The organism is Streptococcus suis, assembly GCA_002831545.1.
GTDB classification, from domain to species: Bacteria; Bacillota; Bacilli; order Lactobacillales; family Streptococcaceae; genus Streptococcus; species Streptococcus suis_P.
Window position 1 is genome coordinate 2,047,738 of record CP025095.1, and the last position, 19,503, is coordinate 2,067,240.

23 protein-coding genes are annotated in these 19,503 nt (G+C 41.9%); 11 read left to right on the forward strand and 12 right to left on the reverse strand.

Going from position 1 to position 19,503, the window contains the following annotated elements:
- Nucleotides 1–71 precede the first annotated feature (71 nt).
- Genes CWM22_10070 through CWM22_10080 form a run of 3 tightly spaced genes read right to left on the reverse strand, consistent with a single transcriptional unit; the run spans nucleotide 72 to nucleotide 3,165 of the window.
- Nucleotides 72–1,322: a hypothetical protein gene (locus tag CWM22_10070; GenBank protein ID AUC92217.1), complete on the reverse strand. Its 1,251-nt coding sequence runs from the start codon at nucleotides 1,320–1,322 to the stop codon at nucleotides 72–74.
- A complete protein-coding gene (locus tag CWM22_10075) occupies nucleotides 1,323–2,018 on the reverse strand; it encodes an ABC transporter ATP-binding protein (protein ID AUC92218.1) in 696 nt (231 codons plus the stop codon). It lies immediately after the preceding gene.
- Nucleotides 1,999–3,165 carry an efflux RND transporter periplasmic adaptor subunit gene (locus CWM22_10080; GenBank protein ID AUC92219.1) on the reverse strand — a complete coding sequence of 389 codons (1,167 nt, stop codon included), beginning with the start codon at nucleotides 3,163–3,165 and terminating at the stop codon, nucleotides 1,999–2,001. The genes CWM22_10075 and CWM22_10080 overlap by 20 nt, the downstream gene beginning before the upstream one ends.
- Nucleotides 3,166–3,378: 213 nt before the next feature.
- Here CWM22_10080 and CWM22_10085 point away from each other — a divergent pair, with 213 nt between their 5' ends.
- Entirely contained in the window at nucleotides 3,379–4,728 is a 1,350-nt protein-coding gene (locus CWM22_10085) for a glutathione-disulfide reductase (GenBank protein AUC92220.1), read from the forward strand.
- Between the two features lie 50 nt (nucleotides 4,729–4,778).
- Here CWM22_10085 and CWM22_10090 read toward each other — a convergent pair whose 3' ends face one another.
- Nucleotides 4,779–5,516 (reverse strand): cyclase, encoded by a 738-nt coding sequence (locus CWM22_10090; GenBank protein AUC92221.1) that lies wholly within the window; start codon nucleotides 5,514–5,516, stop codon nucleotides 4,779–4,781.
- Between the two features lie 183 nt (nucleotides 5,517–5,699).
- Here CWM22_10090 and CWM22_10095 point away from each other — a divergent pair, with 183 nt between their 5' ends.
- Nucleotides 5,700–6,239 carry a BioY family transporter gene (locus tag CWM22_10095; protein ID AUC92222.1) on the forward strand — a complete coding sequence of 180 codons (540 nt, stop codon included), beginning with the start codon at nucleotides 5,700–5,702 and terminating at the stop codon, nucleotides 6,237–6,239.
- An 11-nt stretch (nucleotides 6,240–6,250) separates the two neighbouring features.
- On the opposite strand, the gene CWM22_10100 is transcribed toward CWM22_10095, so the two are convergent.
- On the reverse strand, nucleotides 6,251–6,466 hold the full coding sequence (locus tag CWM22_10100) for a hypothetical protein (GenBank protein AUC92223.1): 216 nt from the start codon (nucleotides 6,464–6,466) through the stop codon (nucleotides 6,251–6,253).
- A gap of 92 nt (nucleotides 6,467–6,558) precedes the next feature.
- Here CWM22_10100 and CWM22_10105 point away from each other — a divergent pair, with 92 nt between their 5' ends.
- Nucleotides 6,559–6,882, forward strand: a complete 324-nt coding sequence (locus CWM22_10105; GenBank protein ID AUC92224.1) for a hypothetical protein — start codon at nucleotides 6,559–6,561, stop codon at nucleotides 6,880–6,882.
- A gap of 16 nt (nucleotides 6,883–6,898) precedes the next feature.
- On the opposite strand, the gene CWM22_10110 is transcribed toward CWM22_10105, so the two are convergent.
- Nucleotides 6,899–8,185, reverse strand: coding sequence for a collagenase-like protease (locus CWM22_10110; GenBank protein ID AUC92225.1), 1,287 nt, complete (start codon nucleotides 8,183–8,185; stop codon nucleotides 6,899–6,901).
- A gap of 147 nt (nucleotides 8,186–8,332) precedes the next feature.
- A complete protein-coding gene (locus tag CWM22_10115; protein ID AUC92226.1) occupies nucleotides 8,333–9,262 on the reverse strand; it encodes a peptidase U32 in 930 nt (309 codons plus the stop codon).
- 161 nt (nucleotides 9,263–9,423) lie between these two features.
- Between CWM22_10115 and CWM22_10120 the strand changes: the two genes are divergently transcribed.
- Nucleotides 9,424–9,735: a DUF3270 domain-containing protein gene (locus CWM22_10120; GenBank protein ID AUC92227.1), complete on the forward strand. Its 312-nt coding sequence runs from the start codon at nucleotides 9,424–9,426 to the stop codon at nucleotides 9,733–9,735.
- 25 nt (nucleotides 9,736–9,760) lie between these two features.
- Here the strand turns inward: CWM22_10120 and CWM22_10125 are convergent, their stop codons facing one another.
- The 3 genes from CWM22_10125 to CWM22_10135 form a co-directional block, all read right to left on the reverse strand.
- Nucleotides 9,761–10,171 (reverse strand): MerR family transcriptional regulator, encoded by a 411-nt coding sequence (locus tag CWM22_10125; GenBank protein ID AUC92228.1) that lies wholly within the window; start codon nucleotides 10,169–10,171, stop codon nucleotides 9,761–9,763.
- Nucleotides 10,172–10,382: 211 nt separating this feature from the next.
- On the reverse strand, nucleotides 10,383–10,847 hold the full coding sequence (locus CWM22_10130; protein ID AUC92229.1) for a phage tail protein: 465 nt from the start codon (nucleotides 10,845–10,847) through the stop codon (nucleotides 10,383–10,385).
- A 148-nt stretch (nucleotides 10,848–10,995) separates the two neighbouring features.
- The gene (locus CWM22_10135) at nucleotides 10,996–11,931 is read right to left on the reverse strand and encodes a manganese-dependent inorganic pyrophosphatase (protein AUC92230.1); all 936 of its coding nucleotides are present in this window, start codon (nucleotides 11,929–11,931) and stop codon (nucleotides 10,996–10,998) included.
- A gap of 137 nt (nucleotides 11,932–12,068) precedes the next feature.
- On the opposite strand from CWM22_10135, the gene CWM22_10140 reads away from it, so the two are divergent.
- Nucleotides 12,069–13,766, forward strand: coding sequence for a M3 family oligoendopeptidase (locus CWM22_10140; GenBank protein AUC92231.1), 1,698 nt, complete (start codon nucleotides 12,069–12,071; stop codon nucleotides 13,764–13,766).
- 28 nt (nucleotides 13,767–13,794) lie between these two features.
- On the opposite strand, the gene CWM22_10145 is transcribed toward CWM22_10140, so the two are convergent.
- Nucleotides 13,795–14,142, reverse strand: coding sequence for a transcriptional regulator (locus tag CWM22_10145; protein ID AUC92232.1), 348 nt, complete (start codon nucleotides 14,140–14,142; stop codon nucleotides 13,795–13,797).
- 248 nt (nucleotides 14,143–14,390) lie between these two features.
- Here CWM22_10145 and CWM22_10150 point away from each other — a divergent pair, with 248 nt between their 5' ends.
- The 6 genes from CWM22_10150 to CWM22_10175 all read left to right on the forward strand — a co-directional run bounded on the left by CWM22_10150 (nucleotide 14,391) and on the right by CWM22_10175 (nucleotide 18,172).
- Entirely contained in the window at nucleotides 14,391–14,930 is a 540-nt protein-coding gene (locus CWM22_10150) for an NAD(P)H-dependent oxidoreductase (GenBank protein AUC92884.1), read from the forward strand.
- A gap of 167 nt (nucleotides 14,931–15,097) precedes the next feature.
- Nucleotides 15,098–15,718: a thioredoxin gene (locus CWM22_10155; GenBank protein ID AUC92233.1), complete on the forward strand. Its 621-nt coding sequence runs from the start codon at nucleotides 15,098–15,100 to the stop codon at nucleotides 15,716–15,718.
- Between the two features lie 15 nt (nucleotides 15,719–15,733).
- Nucleotides 15,734–16,552, forward strand: coding sequence for a cytoplasmic protein (locus tag CWM22_10160; GenBank protein ID AUC92234.1), 819 nt, complete (start codon nucleotides 15,734–15,736; stop codon nucleotides 16,550–16,552).
- A gap of 3 nt (nucleotides 16,553–16,555) precedes the next feature.
- On the forward strand, nucleotides 16,556–16,957 hold the full coding sequence (locus CWM22_10165) for a ketosteroid isomerase (GenBank protein ID AUC92235.1): 402 nt from the start codon (nucleotides 16,556–16,558) through the stop codon (nucleotides 16,955–16,957).
- 101 nt (nucleotides 16,958–17,058) lie between these two features.
- Nucleotides 17,059–17,901 carry a glyoxalase gene (locus CWM22_10170; GenBank protein ID AUC92236.1) on the forward strand — a complete coding sequence of 281 codons (843 nt, stop codon included), beginning with the start codon at nucleotides 17,059–17,061 and terminating at the stop codon, nucleotides 17,899–17,901.
- Nucleotides 17,902–17,971: 70 nt separating this feature from the next.
- Nucleotides 17,972–18,172 carry a hypothetical protein gene (locus CWM22_10175; protein AUC92237.1) on the forward strand — a complete coding sequence of 67 codons (201 nt, stop codon included), beginning with the start codon at nucleotides 17,972–17,974 and terminating at the stop codon, nucleotides 18,170–18,172.
- Nucleotides 18,173–18,228: 56 nt separating this feature from the next.
- On the opposite strand, the gene CWM22_10180 is transcribed toward CWM22_10175, so the two are convergent.
- Complete coding sequence (locus tag CWM22_10180) at nucleotides 18,229–19,431, reverse strand: IS110 family transposase (GenBank protein AUC92238.1); 1,203 nt, start codon at nucleotides 19,429–19,431, stop codon at nucleotides 18,229–18,231.
- Between the last annotated feature and the right edge of the window lie 72 nt (nucleotides 19,432–19,503).

Genomic DNA, 19,503 nt, shown 5'->3' on the forward strand with positions numbered 1-19,503 from the left:
TAATTAGTGATAAAATCAATTGATTTGCTCAAAAAATAAAACGACTAGGAAAACCTAATCGTTTTAAAGTATTATTCGTAGCGAAGTGCTTCGATTGGATCCAACTTAGAAGCCTTGCTGGCAGGAAGAACCCCGAAGACAATTCCGACTGCTGCTGAAAATGCTAAACTTCCTAATACAACCGGTATTGATATTTCAGCTGTCATCTCTCCCATAACCTTTGTGGCGTTGAGAATAAACACAATGGCTTGAGCGATAGCTAAACCGATTGCTCCACCTAAAGTGGTCAAGACCATAGCTTCAATCAAGAACTGCATCAAGATATTTCCTCGGGTTGCCCCCAGAGCTTTACGAAGACCGATTTCACGTGTCCGCTCAGTCACAGATACCAACATGATGTTCATAACACCGATACCACCTACAAGAAGTGAAATTCCTGCAACAGCACCGATAAACGTAGTGACACCTGACATTTGGTTCTTAAAATCATCTAACATAGCTGACATATCATAGATATCATAACGGGCTTCCTTTAGACCTGTAATGTTGGTCAAGTATGCTGCGGCAGCCTGACCAACCTCAGCAGCTCTACTCACATCTTCTACATGGACATAGAGCCCACTATTTTCCTTGGTACCCATTTCAGCAGCTAGTTGCGTATTGGTCATAATGGCATTTCCGCCTGAGTTGAAACCATAGAGGGAAGTACCTGCTTTGGGATCTTTGTAAACACCAACTACAAGGTAAGAATTGGCATTGACACTGACGATTTGGTTGAGGGCTGCATCGGTTGAACCAAAAAGCTTCTCAGCCAAGGCAACATCCAACATGATAATACGGGAAAATCGGCTGTAATCGTTAGCAGTAAAACGACGGCCAGCCAAGATTTCTAATGCCTTTATGTCAAAATAGGATTGACTAACACCAGTAATAAAGACATTATCAGCTTGCGCATTGCCCGCTGCTACAGTAGAGGTACTTGAAGCACTAATGTAGTAGCCACTGAGCCCATCGATTTCCAAAAGCCCTTTCAACATAGAATCCGTTAAATCTGGCTCTTCTTCCATTGACATTTCACCGCCACCAATACTGCCAAAAATCCCGGTTGTACCTGCACCTTCAACAGGAATATAAGGTGTAAAATAAACCTGAACATTATTCTGATCACCAGCCAGAGACTTTTCAATACTCTTAGACATACCTGTTCCCATTGCTACAATGATCACAACAGAGGCCACACCGATGATAATACCTAACATAGTCAAAAGAGAACGCATCTTATGGGCTAGGATAGACTTGAGGGCAAATTTCCAATTTTCCATCTATACCTCCTCCCTTCTACTATCTTCTGTAATGACACCGTCACGCAAAACGATTTTACGTTTGGCATAGGCAGCAATCTCAGGCTCGTGTGTAACCATGATAATGGTCTTTCCTTCATTATTCAACTCTGTCAGAAGTTGCATAATCTGCTCGCCTGTCTTAGTATCCAAGGCACCTGTTGGCTCATCTGCCAAGATAATAGCTGGTGTATTGACCAATGCACGCGCAATGGCAACCCGTTGTTTCTGACCACCTGACAATTCTGACGGTAGGTGGGTCATCCGTTCTGCCAATTCGACTTTTTCTAAGTATCGCTTGGCTAATTTTTTTCGTTGATTGGCTGGAACCCCTGCATAAATCAAAGGTAACTCAACATTTTGAAGGGCATTGAGTTTGGATAATAGAAAGAATTGTTGGAAAACAAAGCCAATCTGGTCATTGCGGACGGAGGCTAATTTCTTCTCAGACAGTTGACTAACTTCTTCACCTTCTAACCAATAGTTCCCTGAACTGGAACGATCCAATAGCCCGATAATATTCATCAAGGTTGATTTCCCTGAACCAGAGGGTCCCATAATAGCAAGAAATTCTCCCTCTTCCACCTCGAGATCTATATCTTTGAGGACACGAAGTTCTTGGTCACCGTTTTTATAGGATTTGTTTATATTGGTTAATCTAATAAGTTGGTTCTTCATAGGCTTCAACCTCTTTTCCTTCTTCAAGGTCTGGAGTTGGAATGGTGATGACCTGATCTCCTGCTGCAATACCTCCTGTCACCTCTTGGTTGAGAGCATCAGCATTTCCCAACGTTACTTCCACTTTTTTAGCTTTTCCTTCAACAATGGTCCACACAAAGTTTTTATCGCCTTCTGGTACAACTGCTGTTACAGGAATCAAAATATGGTTGGTAGTATTAACCACTTCAATATTGACAGTGAAACCTTGTTTCAACTCACCTAATTCACTGGTCAAAGCAGCCTTGAAAGGATATTTGGCACCTGAGCCACCACCTGCTCCTGCTACTGCACTTGTTGCTTGTTCAGTTGATGGATAGTTAGAAATATAGGTAATCTTACCAGTCCATGACTTATCTGGGTATACCTTGCTGGTTAATTTCACTTCTTGATCAACTGCAATATTAGCCAAATCATATTCCGTCAAATTTCCTGTCACTTGTAGGCTACCTTGGTTGACGATATGAACAACGGTCTGACTAGAAGTTGAACTCTTCGAAACTGATTTATTCACTTCAACAACCGTACCAGCTACTGTACTTGTAACTGTAGCTTCTTGCAAGGCTGTGTAAGCTTTATCCACAGCAGCTTGTGCATCTGCGTAGCTATCATTCAAATCGGCCAACTGTAAATCGACTGAACGTTGAGCTGCAGCTGTTGCTGCAGCATCTGTTTCTGCATCACCCGTTGTTTGAACAGTTTGACCATTGGTTCTCAAATCATAAATCTGACGTCCAATCTTATCACGCCCACGAACAGCAGTATCCAAAGCAGACTGTAATTCTGTAGCATCATAGCGAATCAAAGGTGTTCCTACCTCAACTTGAGTTCCTGGCTCAACCAAGACCTCGCTCAAATCTCCTTTTGAAGGATCATAGTAAACGTATTGTTCATCTGCTGCAGAAATCGTTCCTGTCAATAAGGTCGATGAAGCAATCGATCCCTCTTTAGCTACTGTATAGGTCAAACTGGTCGCAACTTGCTCTGTAGAAGTTGGTGAGGAACCACCTAATACGCCTCCAAATACCAAGGCACCACCAATTAAGGCGACAGCCGCAACACTGAGACCACTGAACAAAGCAATTTTAGCCTTCTTTGTCTTTAACATATGATACTCCTTCTCTAATTCAAAACATATTTATTTTGTATTGTCTTTATAATACACAAATACACGTTTTTTTGCAAGTGTTTTCTTAATCATTTTACAAAAAGTTCGGTATTTTTCCTACTTACATTTTTGTAAGGTAACGTAGCGGATTTTTGATTGATAAGTAAAAAAACGATAGAATGAAGATAATTATCATTTAGAGGAGAAAAACTCATGAAAGAATTTGATATTATTGCCATTGGTGGGGGCAGCGGCGGTATTGCTACTATGAACCGTGCTGCTATCTATGGGGCTAAGGCTGCTGTGATCGAAGGAAGCTATCTAGGAGGGACCTGTGTTAACCTTGGTTGTGTACCCAAAAAAATTATGTGGTACGGTTCTCAGGTAGCAGAAGCCATTCACCACTATGGACCTGAATATGGATTTACTAGCCAAGAAGTGACCTTTGATTTTGCCACCTTGCGTAAAAATCGCGAAGCCTATATTGTGCGTTCACGCGCATCCTACGGTAATACTTTTAACAATAACGGAGTAGAAGTTATCCAGGGTTTCGCACGTTTTGTGGATAATCAAACGGTTGAAGTCAATGGTGAACTGATTCGTGCAAAACACATTGTCATCGCAACTGGCGCCAAACCGGTAGTCCCTGCTATTCCTGGCAGTGAGCTAGGGATTGTATCTGACGATGTCTTTGCATGGGAGGAATTACCTTCTTCTGTGGCTGTGATTGGTGCTGGTTATATCGCTGTGGAAATGGCCGGTCTCCTACATGGACTCGGTGTCCAAACTGACCTCTTTGTTCGTGGCAATCGCCCTCTTCGTAGCTTTGATACCTACATTGTTGATGCCTTGATGGAAGAAATGCAACGAACCAACCTTCCACTCCATACTGGGAAAACTCCTGTCAGTCTTGAAAAAACAGAGGACGGCCTCATTCAAATTAACTTTGAAGATGGAAGTAGCCATCTTGCCCAAAAAGTTCTCTGGGCAATTGGTCGTAAACCAAATGTGGAGCAGCTCAATCTTGAAGCAGCAGGTGTTCGGTTGACACCGTCTGGCCATATCGCTGTGGATGAATACCAAGAAACTGGCGTCCCTGGCATCTATGCTCTTGGTGATGTGACGGGTGAAAAAGAATTAACACCCGTTGCAATCAAGGCAGGTCGCCTTTTGGCAGAACGTTTATTTAACAATAAACCAACCGCAAAAATGGATTACACAACCATCCCAACTGTCGTCTTTTCTCACCCCGCTATCGGAACCGTTGGTCTAACTGAGGACGAAGCGATTGCCCAATACGGTCAGGACAATGTAAAAGTCTATACTTCAGCCTTTACTTCTATGTACACTGCCCTAGAAAACAATCGCCAAATGGCTAAGTTTAAATTAGTAACTGTGGGAGAAAATGAAAAAGTCGTTGGACTGCACGGCATTGGCTATGGTGTCGATGAAATGATTCAAGGATTCTCAGTTGCTATCAAAATGGGAGCTACAAAAGAAGAATTTGATGCCGTTGTCGCCATCCATCCGACAGGTTCTGAAGAATTTGTTACTATGCGTTAACTCAATTGAAAAAGTCCAGACATGAAGGTCAGCACTGTCTGGACTTTTTCTTATGGTAATATAGCAATTGCTCGCACTGGTGAACCCGAAGCCTTCTCCCAATGAGGAAAAGCGATTGATATCAATGCACCTGTTGGCGGTACCTGATCCAAGTTTGCCAATACCTCCAACTGATAAATATCTTTTGATAGGAGATAGTATTCTTCTGGTAAACTTCCTCCGTGTTTGGCTGCAGATACTCCTGAATCGGTATCCAATGTTTCATGACCAACAGCTTTTACCTTGCGTTCTTCAATCAAATATTCTAGGGCTTCATGGCTCCAACCTGGTGTATGTTGCACACCTTGTTCATCCAAGTTTCGGATAGCATCTTGACTTGGCCAACGTTTTGACCAATCCGAACGAAAAGCAACAAAAGATTCAGGTGCAATTGGACCATGCTCAGCCTCAAAATCCAGAATATCTTGCTTGGTAATCTCGTAGTCATTATTGGCTGCAACTGCTTCCGACTTATCAATCACATAGAGAGGTAAGAGCAGGTCTTTCAAGTCAATTTCGTCTAGATAGCGAGCCCCTTCTACAAAGTGAATAGGCGGATCGATATGGGTACCGTATTGGCCGACAACCGTAAATTGTTCAACAAAAAATCCGTCTTTATGAGTAAATAAGGCCTTTTTCTCCAAAGCTGGAAGAGCAGGAAAATGCGGGCTGTTTTCATTGATTTGATGGGTCAAGTCCACCCAGGTTTTAGATTTAAGGGTATGGTAAATTTCAAGTAGTTCTGACATGGCAATTCTCACTTTCTTTTTTTATTATTCTAACATGAAAGAAGTAACTCTACTAATATATATTTTCTATCTACTCCTATAAATAAAAACTATAACACTGTGACAGCTGATGGGGAAGCATTGACTTTCAACAGTAATCTCTCTATAATTTTGTTAACCTAAAAAAATATAAAGGATAACAAAATGACGAATCAATCGACAAAATCCCTTGTTTTCATCGCTATCGGTACAGCTATTATTGCTGCCTTGTCACAAGTCAGCGTTTCTATCGGTCCTGTTCCCTTTACTCTACAGACCTTGGCTATCGGCTTAGTAGCTTGTTTATACAAGCCGAAAGAAGCCATTGCAAGTGTTGGACTCTATCTGAACTTAGGAGCTATCGGACTTCCTGTCTTTGCCGGATTTTCAGGTGGATTTGCTGCCCTAGTCGGACCAACAGCAGGCTTTTTATGGGGCTTCCTAATCTATGCTGCTATTACTTCTGTCCTCACCAAGTCAACTTCCTCACCTGTGACTGTTTTCTTAGCCTGTCTATTAGGAACCGCAAGTTGTTTTCTTTTAGGCTGTTTGGTCTTTAAGCTTGTTTCAGGAGCGAGCTGGTCAGATACCTTAGCCTGGACAGTCCTTCCCTTTATCCTACCAGACTTGGTCAAAATTTCCATTGTTACTCTATGCCACCGCCTATTGCAACCCATCACCAAAAAAGAAGCCTATTTCGCCTAGGCTTCTTTCATTTATTTATTAGCAAAGGCATCCAAGAGGACTTGGAATTCTTCATTGCTGAGCGTGATTCCCTTGCCCATCTTAGTATGGTCAGGGCTCCAGGTACGGATATCATACTTGGCTGGTGCGCCATTAAATGATACACGATTGAGTTCCTTGGTCCAGCCCTTATCATTTTCAGATAGGACCAAGAGTTTTTCTTCGATTTCAAATGTAAATTCTGCCATTTGTTACCTCCTTCACTTATTTGTTCGAAAAAACTTGTCATTTTTGCGAAAATTGGATACTATAATTATAACAAGTTTGAAAGGATAATGCCATGAAGAGATTTTTGGAAATTATTTTAGAGCAGGTCAATATCTTTTTGGGCAATAGCAAAGCTCCTAAGACCATTGAACCTGATAGTAAGGAAGATATTAAAAATAATTTGGAACTAGCCCTTTATAAGAAAGCTGCTATTCATGTTATTTACAACGACCGCAGTTTTACAGGCGATATTGTCAAATACGATAAGGAACGCCAACGGATTATCATGAAAAATTTCAAACGTCGGGTAACCAGCATTATCAATATCCAAGATATTAAGAAAATCACCCTAGTTCCAGAAAGTGTAAAAACCTCCCAAAAACAAACAAAAGGCTGAACTTCAGCCTTTTGTTTTATGCTCTAATAGTTAATGACTGTCCATCTTCTTGGTAAAGGTTGATAAGACCTGACTTGCAGGCACGAATCATATCACCAGGATAGATTTCACGGTCTAGTTTGATCGTCAAGAGTTCCATAGGCTTGTTGGCACGTTCTATTTTCTCACCTGTCGAATCACGAAGCTCTTTAATAGTGGTTTCAAAGTGGCGGAAACCTGGTCCGTAGAACTCCACTTGGTCGCCTTCGTTGATGACATTGCGTTGGCGGATAGTTGCGGTCATGGTATCCTTATCAAAGGCCACTACTTCTGCGATGAATTTATATTCTGGAATTTTCCGGCGAGCACCGAAGAGCTGTTCGTTTTCGCTCGGTGGACTGTAGTAGAAACCTGTCGCCAATTCCCGTTGGGCAACCTTCCACATCTCATCAATCAGGTCTTGCTTGATATCTTCAAATTTTTCAGGACTTTCAAGATAGGCATCAACCGCAGCCTTGTAGCAGTTGGTTACGGTTGACACGTAGTGGACGGATTTCATCCGGCCTTCGATTTTTAGGCTATCGACCCCATTTTCAATCATGTCTGGAATATGGTCGATCATACACATATCCACTGCAGACATGGAGAACTCCTCTGGTATTTCCCCCTTAATCGAACGGCGTTCTTCACCAAATGGGAGGTCGTAGAGGTTGTACTTCCAACGGCAAGACTGGGAGCATCCGCCACGGTTGGCATCGCGTTTGCTCATGTGGTTAGAGAGAACGCAACGGCCTGAGTAGGAGATACACATGGCTCCATGGACAAAGGCTTCGATTTCAACATCTGTCCGTTTGCGGATTTCAGCTACCTCTTCCATGGTCACTTCACGGGCTAAAACGACACGAGTCAAGCCCAATTCCTTCCAAAACTCGAAGGTCTCATAGTTGGTCGATGAAGCCTGGGTGGACAGGTGAATTTCAAGTCCCGGTGCCTCTGTCGCACAGATAACGATGAGGGCTGGGTCAGATACGATAACGGCATCCAAGCCCATGTCACGCAATTCACGGAACCAGGCTCCTGCTCCTTCTTCATTGCCTTCGTGAGTGACCATGTTGGCAGCTACATAGACCTTGGCACCACGGGTATGGGCATATTCAATCCCTTCCCGCATCTCGTCCATGGTAAAGTTACCAGCTCGGCTACGCAGACCGTAGGCCTGGCCGCCAACAAAGACCGCATCAGCACCATAATCAATGGCAACCTTCAATTTCTCCAAAGTCCCAGCAGGTGACAAGACCTCGGGACGCTTTAATGTTTTTGACATAATAAACTTCTTTCTATTTACAGGATAGAATGTAGATTAAATATAATTAAGACATGTTCCGAGCGAAAACGACAATTTTTCATTCGGAAACCTAGGACAGGGCTAACTCTGCCAGGTTAAAATAAATAAATTGTGCTAAAACTATTGTTATTTAACCTTATTGCGGTCAAACTCATAGAAACCTGTATCCAAACCACGTTCAGCTGGGTGGAGCTTACGTACCTGTTCATCCAAAAGGAAGGCCTGATCATAAGTGAAGTCGCCTTTTTCAATCAAATCTCTTGCTTGAACAAAAAGCTTAACAATTTCAACAAAGTTCTGACCAGGACAGTAGATACCATCAAGTTTCCAATTATGATAACCATGTTCATCTAATTCTGACAGCTTGGTCATCATATCAATGTCATTGTTGATAAAGATATGGGTACCATGCTTGTCCTCAAAAATGGAATAGTGGCTATCTGGGTCGCTCGGCTCAGCTAAGAAAAGTCCGCGTCCACGTGACAAATCTGTCTCATCAGCCTTTGTAAAATTGTAGTAATTCTGTAACAAGGTTCGTTTAGAATGGTGAATAACAGAGGCTCCGTAGACCAAGATTTCCGCTGGTATTTCCAAGTTCTTAGCAATATCAAAGAGTTCTTCTGATGGAATCTCTCTTGCCAAAACAGCCTCTACTGCTCCATGATCTTTCCAAAAGTTAATCTGACGGCTGGATGTCACAAAGACTGATGTATCATAGATTAGCTTGAAATTGTAGCCATCACGTTTATTGATATAGAAAATTCCAGTATCTCCGACAACCAGATAATCAACCTTGATTTCCCTCATTAGCTCCATAAACGGTTTGATATTGTCCATCATATTTTGGTGCATGAGGGCATTGGCAGCGACCGTCAATTCCTTCCCAGCACTATGAACTAGCTCTGCTATTTCCCGAAGCTCATCATAAGTAAAGTTTGTCGGAATACGGAGGGCGTGGTCGGCTTCGCCAACATAAATGCGGTCAACACCTGCCGCAAGCAGTTCCTTGACCTGTTCAATACTTTCAGCTGTTGCTGTAATGATAATTTTTCCCATAAAGATAATTATATCAAAAAGAGAAATATCTGATAAGTGACTACCTGTATTTTAATGTTCAGACTTTTCTAATTTTTTCTCTTGTAACATTATTGTAATATAAATGACATAAAAATTCAGCAATGTTATGGTACTCTTTAAGGAGCAGAAAAGGAGACGATATGGCATTAAGACACTATCAGTCCCATGAGTACCAGTACGAAGAGTATATCCCGAAAGAGAAAAAGGCTAATTTTCAAACCTATCAGGCAAAAAATACCAATAAAGAACGTCTAAAGGAATTGTTGTTTTTTGTTAATATCGCATTTTTTAGTTTGATAACAGTCATCGCTAGTTATGTCTATCTATCCGTAGGCATTCCTGTTTTTATTGCCATCATATTGGCAAGTGCGACGGGTTTTCTTGGACTACGCTTGGTTCAAATTGGGCTAAAGAAGAAATTTAAACCCAAACAAGTTATAAGAAAAAAATGAATAATGAATTATAAAGGCAGAGAAGTTATCCTCTGCCTTTTTTGAATGAACTACCGCCGTCTGTGAACAATTGATTCTCTGCACCTCTTAATATAGTCTGGTAATTTTCTATTTTATAATCTAAACGATCTAGAGCTTGCTGAATTTCCGACAAGCGTGACCGCAATTCTTCCTGTTCCTCTTTTAGTAAATCAATCCGAGCTTCCACAGTACTATCTCCAGCCTGCACCAAGCCCATATACTCAATCAAGCGCTCAATAGACATACCAGCACTCCTAAAACAGCGAACAAATTCCAAAACGGCAACATCATTTTCCACAAAATCCCTTACTCCAGAAGATTTTCTTGCAATTTTGGGAATAAGTCCTATCCGCTCATAGTAGCGAATGGTATCGGCTGATAAACCTGTCACTTGACTAACTTCTTTGATATTCATTCCAGGCTCCCTTCTTTATTTCGCTTATTATAGTCTTTTAGTTTACTTTTAGTACTAGGCAACGAGCCACAGGCATAACTGGAGTTAGGCAAGGTGAGTTAACGACGTAATAAAAGATAAACTAAATGACGATATTTCGCTTATTATACACCTTGAAGTCCACTCCAAGTCAAGCTATTTTTAAAAAATCTGGGAAATCCCAGATTCTTGCTTACAAATATTCTCCCTTGACAACGAAGAAGGTGCCACGAATTTCGCCTTCTAGTTTGGAGCGTTGGCGGGCAAACTTGAATTTACCTTCAAATTCTTTGGGAATCTCAATGCCGTCTGACAATTTGAAACCGACAGCTCGTTTGCCTCCTTCTTCTAGCGTATAGAGGACATTGACAGCCAGGCCATTGTCATAAAAAACAAATGACCAGAGAATACCGTCTACCTCAAGCTGAGCGACATTGAGTGGAGTATAAGGAAAAACCATGTCCCGCTCTGCCAAGACCTTCTCGATGAAGGGCAGGATTTCAGGCTTTTCTTCCGGCGTAAAGACCACGAACTCCTGCTTATATTTGTTCCAGAAATAGCGGGCTTCATTGGCACGCAGACCTGCCAAGACTTCTGCGACTGGACTAGTTTCTAAACCTGTCGTTTCAACTTCTTTGAAATTTACTGTATAAGACATGGTTTTTCTTTTATAGTCTTTTAGTTTGCTTTTAGTACTAGGCAACGAACCGCAGGCATAACTGGAGTTAGGCAAGGTGAGTTAACGACGTAATAAAAGATAAACTAAATGACGATAATGAAAAAAAGCACCCGAAGGTGCTAGGTATTTACGCATTAAACGCTTCTGTCAACTGTGGCACCACTTGTTTCTTACGTGAAACGGCACCAGCAAGGAAGGCGTGGTTGTTTTCCAACTTGAAGTTGAAGGCTGCTTCTACCTTGTCCATGTTGCTACCAAGCGCAAGGATTTCAGAGTTTGAGTTAACGATGTCTGTAATCATCAAAACAAAGTCAGAGTAGCCATTTGCTACTGATGCTGCTGTCATAGCTGCTTCGATTTCTGCTTGGCGTTCCAAGACTTCTGCAATGTCCACTGTGTTGACTTGGGCTACACGCACGTCATTTCCATTCAAGCCAAATGTTTTGGCATCGATGTCAATCAATTCTTCTGCTGACTTGCTGGCAAGGTTGGTACCAGCTTTCAAGAGTGCCAAGCCGTATTCCTCCAAGTTTACACCAGCAATTTCAGCCAATTCAGCCGCAACCTGTGGATCTGTTGCGTGAGTGGTTGGTGATTTGAGCAAGAGTGTGTCTGAAATCAAACCTGATAGGAGAAGTCCAGCTACTTCTTTTGGAGGTGTTACTCCGTTTTCTTTAAAGGCACGGTAAACGATTGATGATGCTGAACCTACTGGCTCCAAACGCATGTACAATGGATTTGCCGTTTCAAAGTTTGCGACACGGTGGTGGTCAATGACAGCTGCCACTTCCACATCCTTGATGTCTGCAATTGATTGTTGGAATTCGTTGTGGTCAGTCAAGATAACTTGGCTAACGCCTTCTGCCTTAGCAGACTCAACCACGCGCGGTGCAGTAACACCAAAATAGTCAAGCGCAAACGCTGTTTCTTCATTTGGCATTCCGAGTGCAACTGCTTCCGCATCACGACCAAACACTTCACGCTCCAAGTGAGCCCAGCCGTACGATGATGCAATGGCATCTGTATCAGGATTTTGGTGACCAAAAACTAAAAATTTAGACATGTCTACAACCTCATTTTTCTAATAATCTCCTACATTTTACCATAAATAGAAAGACTTGTGAACATGGATGGGTCCAGATTTGCCAAACGTTTTCAAAAAGAGTAAGATAGAAGGTAGCAATACAAAAGGAGAAAGATATGAAATTTTCAGACTATACCTATGTCCGTCCCGATTATGAAGCCATTAAGGCTCAATTTACTGACCTGACCGACCAGTTGGCTCAAGCAAGTGACTTGGAAACAACTCGTACACTTGTGGCAGCCGTTACCAAATTACTCAACCTGATCGATACCCAGTACAACCTCTGGATGATCCGTCATACTATCGACATGAACGATGAGTTTTACAATGAAGAAACCAAGTTTTGGAATGAATATTCGCCACTTTTTGAAGAATTGACCACCAACTACTACCGTGTCATTGTTCAGACCCCTTACAAGGAAGAGTTATCAGACATCTTGCCTAAAACCTTCTTCATGCAGGCAGAAAACAAGCTCAAGACCTTCTCATCTGATGTGATTCCCTTATTCCAAAAGGAAAATGAATTGACCGATGAGTACAGCAAACTGATTGCTGGTGCAGAGATTGATTTCCAAGGACAGACTTACAACTTGGCACAAATGGGGCCATTCGGTCAATCAACCGACCGTGACGTCCGTAAGGCTGCTTCTGCTGCCACAACTGCCTTCTTTGAAAGCAAGGAAGCCGACTTTGACCGTGTTTACGATGAATTAGTAAAAGTCCGCACAGAAATCGCCCACAAACTTGGCTTCAAGGACTATGTGGAATACGGCTACCTCAAGATGAACCGTTTCGACTACAATCGTGACATGGTCAAGGTATACCGTGAAGAAATCCTCAAACATATCGTACCAATTGTACAAACTCTGCGTCAACGCCAAGCCAAACGCTTGCAGGTGCCAAGCCTCAAACACTACGACCTCAATCTTGAGTTTTTGGACGGAAACGCAGTCCCTCAAGGTGACCCTGACTTTATCGTCAGCCAGGCCCAAGACATGTACCGTGAATTGTCCGCAGAAACAGGCGAATTCTTCGATTTCATGATTGAGCATGAACTCTTGGACTTGGTTGCAAAACCAGGCAAAAACAGCGGTGGCTACTGCACCTATATCCCTGACTTCAAGAGCCCATTCATCTTCTCCAACTTCAACGGAACCAGCGGTGATATTGATGTCTTGACCCACGAAGCAGGTCACGCCTTCCAAGTCTATCGTTCGCGTTGGATTCAAAGTCCAGAAGTTGTTTGGCCAACCTACGAAACCTGTGAAATCCACTCCATGTCTATGGAATTTATGACCTGGCCATGGATGGACCGTTTCTTCAAGGAACAGGTGGATAAGTACAAGTTTACCCACTTGGCAAGTGCCCTTCTCTTCTTGCCTTACGGTGTCTTGGTGGATCACTTCCAGCACGAAGTCTATGAACGCCCAGAGATGACACCAGCAGAACGTAAGGCGACTTGGAAAAAACTCCAAGATCTCTACTTGCCAGACCGTGACTATTCCGAGTCAGAAGCCCTCAACCGCGGTATCTTCTGGTATCGTCAAGGTCATATCTTTGCTAGTCCATTCTACTACATTGACTATACCTTGGCCCAAGTTTGTGCCCTTCAATTCTGGAAACGCACGCAGGTAGATCACGATGAAAATGCTTGGGAAGACTACATCCGCATCTGTGATTTGGGCGGCACCAAGTCCTTCTTGCAAGTGGTTGAAGCCGCAAACCTCCAATCACCGTTCAAAGAAGGTGCCCTCGAAAGCACCGCCAAAGCTGCTGCTAGCTGGCTAGACGCTGTTAAGGATGACGAACTATAAAAGACAAAAATCTGAATGAGATTCAAACTCATTCAGATTTTTTTGATTTAACAAAGTTGATGTACTTATCCCCAAAAACTTCAATTTGCTCCAAAACCAACTTAAATTCCTGACCAATCTCGCTCAGTTCATATTCTACTTTTGGCGGAACCTGTGCATAAACCTTGCGGACAATCAGGCCGTCCTCTTCCAACTGGCGCAGCTGCTTGGTCAGGGTTGCTTGGGAAATCCCGGTCAATCGACGGTGCATTTCATTAAACCGAATGGGACCTTCTTCGATATGATGTAGTAATAAGATACTCCATTTCCCAGATAATACACTCTGAGTGGTCACAAAAGGACACTCCGGAACCGTATGTTGTGTGAAAGTTGCCATAATTTCTCCTTTATTTTCCCTTGATATTACACATTACTTCACAAAAAGATAGTGACTATTCAAAAAAATCGTACTTGTTTTATTTTTAGTACCTGATACAATAATACCATAAACTGCGAGAGCCGGAAAGTATTTTCTCAAAAGGAGTGATACAATGAACATCAATTGCACTATATAAGTATAAAGGAGTCTCTATGTCACTAATCTCAGTTTTCAAAAATATATTTACAAAAAAGGAAGAAAAAAACATGAAAAACATTCTATTTATCGTTGGTTCACTACGTGAAGGTTCATTCAACCACCAAATGGCTAAACAGGCTGAAAGCATCTTAGAAGGTCAAGCAACTGTATCTTATCTTAACTATAAAGAAATCCCGCTTATGAACCAAGATTTTGAAACACCAGTCTTGCCAGCTGTCCAAGCTGCACGCGATGCGATTATGGCTGCAGATGCTATCTGGATTTTCTCACCAGTTTACAACTTTGCAATCCCTGGGACTGTGAAGAACTTGATTGACTGGCTCAGCCGTGCCCTAGATTTGTCAGAAACACGTGGACCATCTGCCCTACAAGACAAAATTGTTACTGTATCATCTGTTGCCAATGCTGGACACGACCAAATGTTCGCTAGCTACCATGCACTCCTACCGTTTGTTCGTATGCAAGTCGTTGGTGAATTTACAGGTACAACTGTCAATCCAGAAGCATGGGGAACTGGACAGTTGGTATTGTCAGTAGAAGCCATCGCTGGTCTGCAAGCTCAAGCTCAAGCTTTGTTAGAAGCTTAGACTCTACAGGTCAATATACATCCTTCCATGACCTTTATAGAGTTGAAGATGATAAAATTGCAGAACTCTGGGATGTTATTGTGCCAATTGAGGAAGATTCCAAAACTTCCAATAGCAATGGTAAATTCTAATCAAAAACCAAGAAAATAAGATGAAAGAAAAATAAAATGAAACTATATTACATCATCGATGCTTATTGTGGTTGGACCTACGGCTTTAACCACATTTTCACAAAATTCATGCAAGACCATCCTGACATAGAAATAGAGGTCATTAACGGAGGCTTGTTTGTCGGCGATAACAAAAAGAAAATGGCTGATTTCCAGCAGGCACAGACCATCAACAAACAAATCGAAAGCTATTACCAAATGTCTTTTGGCGATAACTACAATCAATTGTTTAAGAATAAGGACTTTACCATGGACTCCCTTGGTCCTGCTAGAGCCTACTCAGTCTTGAAAAACTATGTTGAACCACACCAGCTTGCTCAGCTGACATTAGATATTCAAGCCTTATTTTTTGAAGATGGATTAGACCTCAATCAAGCAGACAGTTACACCAGCCTAATCGGTACCTATCAGTTACCTACAAAGGCTATGGAAGAACTATCAAGCATCTTGAATCAACCAGAAAATCTACACCCAGACTTTATCAAGGCTTATGAAATGGGGGTAACCTCTTTCCCAACCTTGTTACTTGAAAAAGACGGGAACTTCTTTAATCTTATTAACCAAGTTCGCACAGTAGACGATTTGGAAAAAAATTTCCAAGCAGCTATTACGCAATAGAAAGGGCAACTATTTATGGAAAAACATTATAAGCTACAAAATGGAACAGAATTACACATCTTTACAAATGACGAATCAAGTTTTATGGTTACGGCGACCTTAATCATTAAAAATGGCAAGGCTCTCCTTGTAGGTTCAGGGTTTAAACAATCAGAAGGAGAGCGAATTGTTCGCTATCTACAAGACGCGCAACTGACATTAGAAAAAATCTTTATCATTCAAGGGGATCCAGACTATTATTTTGCTCTTGAGCCTATCAAAAAATCATTCCCAGAAGTCATTGTCTATGCAACGTCTTATGTTATCGACCATATTTTAAAAACTGTATCAAAAAAATTACAGGTATGGGGAGGCTCTTTAGGTGACCAAGCTCCTAAAAATATTATTTTACCAGCGCTCATTCAAGAATCTACATTAGAATTTGAAGGTGATAAATGGGAATTTTTTGGTAGTGAACCAAGTCAAATCAATCTTTGGAATGCAGAAACCAAAACCATTATTGGCGGTATCAATACATTTAATCAAATTCATCTCTTCTTAGCAGATTCACAAACTACCGAGCAATTGAAAGCCTGGCAAGATCGATTAAAAGATATGAAGGCACTGGATGCATCTCTCATTATTCCAGGTCATGCAGATAGTGAAAGTTCATTTGATTCTCAAGCACTTGATTTTTCAATTGCCTATATTGAAGTAGCAATCAAATTAAAAAATGAAGTCAAAGACTCAGCTACTTTTGTCGCTAAAATGAAAGAAAAATTCCCTAATCTTCGTAACGAGGCAGTCTTGGAATTGAGTGCTAAAGTCTTAACCGGTGAAATACCATGGGGGTAATGTATGTCAAAAAATCAATTATATAAAAATATTTTAGAAGAAACTTATCTAGCTACTGCTCAAGGTCGAATAGAAGATTTCAAGAGCCATTTGGCTGCTGATGTCTCTTGGACAGAAGCTGCAGGCTTTCCTTATGCTGGTACCTATATCGGTCCAAATGCAGTGATCGAAAACGTCCATGCAAGACTAGGTTCTGAATGGACCAATTATAGTGCCACACCTGTTGATTACGCCTTTTCAGGAAACCGTGTCATGGTTTATGGCTACTACAAGGGGACCTACAACCTTACTCAGAAGTCCTTCCAAGCAGATTTTGTCCATATTTACGATTTTGATGCTGAAAATAAAATTACACACTTTATCCAAATCGTAGATAGCGCACTTGTTGAGAAAGCTATGAGATAAAAATCAATTTTCTAAAGTCTATTCGTCACACATTACTTCACCAAAAGATACTAACTAACTCGAAAATTCCTATAAATTGTATCAGAAAGTCAGGTATTCCCATGTACAATTCCAAATTTGAACTGGGCCACGTCGCCCTCAATGTCCGCAATCTGGAACTCCAAAGCCTATTTTACCAACAGGTCTTGGGCCTGCAAGTTCTCTCCCAAAGTCCTAACCATATTGACCTAGGCGTTGGAAAAAACATCCTTATTCGACTTATTCAAACAGAGCAGAAAGGTGAAGTTAGCCACAGCTACGGACTCTACCACTTGGCCATTGTCCTACCTAGCCGAGAGGACTTAGGTACCATTTTCCGCCACTTTATCGACAACAAAGTTCCCCTCCAAGGTGCCAGCGACCACGGTTACAGCGAAGCCATTTACCTAGCCGACACCGAAGGTAATGGCATCGAAATTTACCGCGACCTCCCGCAAGACTCTTGGGATGTCCGCTCGGACGGCCGTATCGTCGGCATTACTGAGCCTATGGATGCTGAGACGATCTATGCTTTAGGGAAAAAAGCTGACGCAGCCTATCAGATGCCAGCTGGCAGTCGCATGGGTCATGTCCATCTATCTGTCCGAGAAAGCGCTGCTTCTAGCCGATTTTACCAAGAAGTCCTAGCTGTCGAGGATAAATTCTCCGTCCAATCTGCAGCCTGGCTAGCTTCTGGCGACTACCATCACCACCTGGCTGTCAATGAATGGGGTGGCAAACATCTCCAAACACGGACAGAAGGGATGCCAGGCCTTGCCTACTATACGGTCATCTATTCCAATCAAGAAGCTTTTGAAGCAACCTTGAATCGTGCCATTGCTGCAAACCTAAACCTTCAAAGACTAGACAATAGCGTAGCCTTTGTCGATGTGGATGGTATAAAAACTAAGCTTGTTTTAGAATAATACGAAAAGAGGCTGGGCAAAAAGACCAACCTCGCTTCTCAGGGTTCGTGTCAACATCTCAGCGCAGTGGTTGATTGGTAGATTTGTTCGTGTTTTACACTCCAAATCTAACCTAATCAACTGTGCGGGGGGCGGGAAGACGAACTCTTTTCTACCATTTGTCAAGCCTATCAAGGTATTTGATGAAAAATATTTTGTGTCTCGTCATCCAAATAAGGAAATTGTTTTCTTTTGGACTAAAGTTTCGTGTAAAAAAGAGTACACGAAATGAACACCTTATGTTGAAATTTTTTGATAAGGTGTTACAATAATATTGCATAAACAGTTTTACCGATTTTGGGTAGAAGTATAATCGTAAAGCTTATTATGCGTAATGAGGTAATACATTGTCCGAATGAGACGATGTATGGAGGCAATCGTGTGTGGCTTCGTAGAAGTCGTTTGCGATTGTCTTTTTCGTTTCTCATAAAAGTCGGCTATATGGCAAGGATTGGTGTGACTAGCTGAAGCGATATTGTGAATACATTTGAACAGAATCTTTCTAGCGTAGGGATTGCCACGCTTGGTAATGTGTTCCTTAGCGAGGAAGTTGCCAGATTCATAGTGTCTCAGATCAATACCGATAAAGGCATTGATTTGATTGGTAGACTGAAAACGGCGAATATCTCCCAGTTCACCAATAATACTTGTTGCAGTAGTCTCAGCTATTCCAGGAATAGAGAGCAGAATGTCATATTCAGGTAATGGCTGAGCTAGTTCCACCATTTGGTCTAGAACAGTTTGTCTCTGTTCAGAAAGTCTAAGCAATTCTTTTGCATAGTAACGAACCTCTTCCATGATCGGAGAGGTTTTCTTAACGGCACAATAAGATTGATTAGCTAGTGCTGTAAGCTTTTCGGCTAAGTACGCCACACGCTTGTCCGAAATCCGTTTTGAAGTGGATTGACGAATGCTCTCTAAGAGTTCATCCTTGCTTAACTCAAGCACGAAGTCCTTACAAGGAAACGCAGTAACTAAGTTCCAGTATTGTTCCCCAGTTGGCTTTGATAAGACAGTCTCTATCTCTGGAAACGTGACTTGCAAGACCTTGTGCAGACGGTTTTTAGCTCGAACGATGTCCTCAGTTAAGTTCTGATAGAAGCGACTTAAATCTCGCAGTTCTTGATAGACTTCTTCTTGAACATAAGTGGTTTTACGATTCAGCACAAATTGAGATTGAGCCAGTTTTTCGGCGTCAATTTGATCTGTTTTCCGCACACGCAAGCTATCCAGTTGCTTCTTAGCTTCTAAGGGATTAAGCCGTGTATAAGCGTAGCCATGTTCATCCAGAAAAGTTTGGAGACGGCGAGAATAGACACCTGTTGCTTCAAAGATGATTTCTGGTTTATGGACGGTTCTCAAATCGCCAAGTAGCCGAGCAAAGCCTAAGGCGTCATTGGACATGGTATAGCCATGAACTTTCTCACCATTGACTAGAATGGCCACTTCTGAACTTGCCTTACTCACATCAATCCCAAAAACTGCACGCATGATATTACCTCTTTGTCTTGAATGATTCCTTGTTTTAGTGATGTCATTTTCAATACTCGACGTCAGGCGTCC

Coding starts and splice junctions, on each gene's coding strand:
- CWM22_10080 (AUC92219.1), bottom strand. CDS start 3,165: ATGTTAAAGACAAAGAAGGCTAAAATTGCTTTGTTCAGTGGTCTCAGT.
- CWM22_10170 (AUC92236.1), top strand. CDS start 17,059: ATGTACAATTCCAAATTTGAACTGGGCCACGTCGCCCTCAATGTCCGC.
- CWM22_10150 (AUC92884.1), top strand. CDS start 14,391: ATGAAAAACATTCTATTTATCGTTGGTTCACTACGTGAAGGTTCATTC.
- CWM22_10120 (AUC92227.1), top strand. CDS start 9,424: ATGGCATTAAGACACTATCAGTCCCATGAGTACCAGTACGAAGAGTAT.
- CWM22_10090 (AUC92221.1), bottom strand. CDS start 5,516: ATGTCAGAACTACTTGAAATTTACCATACCCTTAAATCTAAAACCTGG.
- CWM22_10160 (AUC92234.1), top strand. CDS start 15,734: ATGGAAAAACATTATAAGCTACAAAATGGAACAGAATTACACATCTTT.
- CWM22_10105 (AUC92224.1), top strand. CDS start 6,559: ATGAAGAGATTTTTGGAAATTATTTTAGAGCAGGTCAATATCTTTTTG.
- CWM22_10155 (AUC92233.1), top strand. CDS start 15,098: ATGAAACTATATTACATCATCGATGCTTATTGTGGTTGGACCTACGGC.
- CWM22_10100 (AUC92223.1), bottom strand. CDS start 6,466: ATGGCAGAATTTACATTTGAAATCGAAGAAAAACTCTTGGTCCTATCT.
- CWM22_10130 (AUC92229.1), bottom strand. CDS start 10,847: ATGTCTTATACAGTAAATTTCAAAGAAGTTGAAACGACAGGTTTAGAA.
- CWM22_10075 (AUC92218.1), bottom strand. CDS start 2,018: ATGAAGAACCAACTTATTAGATTAACCAATATAAACAAATCCTATAAA.
- CWM22_10070 (AUC92217.1), bottom strand. CDS start 1,322: ATGGAAAATTGGAAATTTGCCCTCAAGTCTATCCTAGCCCATAAGATG.
- CWM22_10085 (AUC92220.1), top strand. CDS start 3,379: ATGAAAGAATTTGATATTATTGCCATTGGTGGGGGCAGCGGCGGTATT.
- CWM22_10115 (AUC92226.1), bottom strand. CDS start 9,262: ATGGGAAAAATTATCATTACAGCAACAGCTGAAAGTATTGAACAGGTC.
- CWM22_10180 (AUC92238.1), bottom strand. CDS start 19,431: ATGCGTGCAGTTTTTGGGATTGATGTGAGTAAGGCAAGTTCAGAAGTG.
- CWM22_10135 (AUC92230.1), bottom strand. CDS start 11,931: ATGTCTAAATTTTTAGTTTTTGGTCACCAAAATCCTGATACAGATGCC.
- CWM22_10140 (AUC92231.1), top strand. CDS start 12,069: ATGAAATTTTCAGACTATACCTATGTCCGTCCCGATTATGAAGCCATT.
- CWM22_10125 (AUC92228.1), bottom strand. CDS start 10,171: ATGAATATCAAAGAAGTTAGTCAAGTGACAGGTTTATCAGCCGATACC.
- CWM22_10165 (AUC92235.1), top strand. CDS start 16,556: ATGTCAAAAAATCAATTATATAAAAATATTTTAGAAGAAACTTATCTA.
- CWM22_10095 (AUC92222.1), top strand. CDS start 5,700: ATGACGAATCAATCGACAAAATCCCTTGTTTTCATCGCTATCGGTACA.
- CWM22_10145 (AUC92232.1), bottom strand. CDS start 14,142: ATGGCAACTTTCACACAACATACGGTTCCGGAGTGTCCTTTTGTGACC.
- CWM22_10110 (AUC92225.1), bottom strand. CDS start 8,185: ATGTCAAAAACATTAAAGCGTCCCGAGGTCTTGTCACCTGCTGGGACT.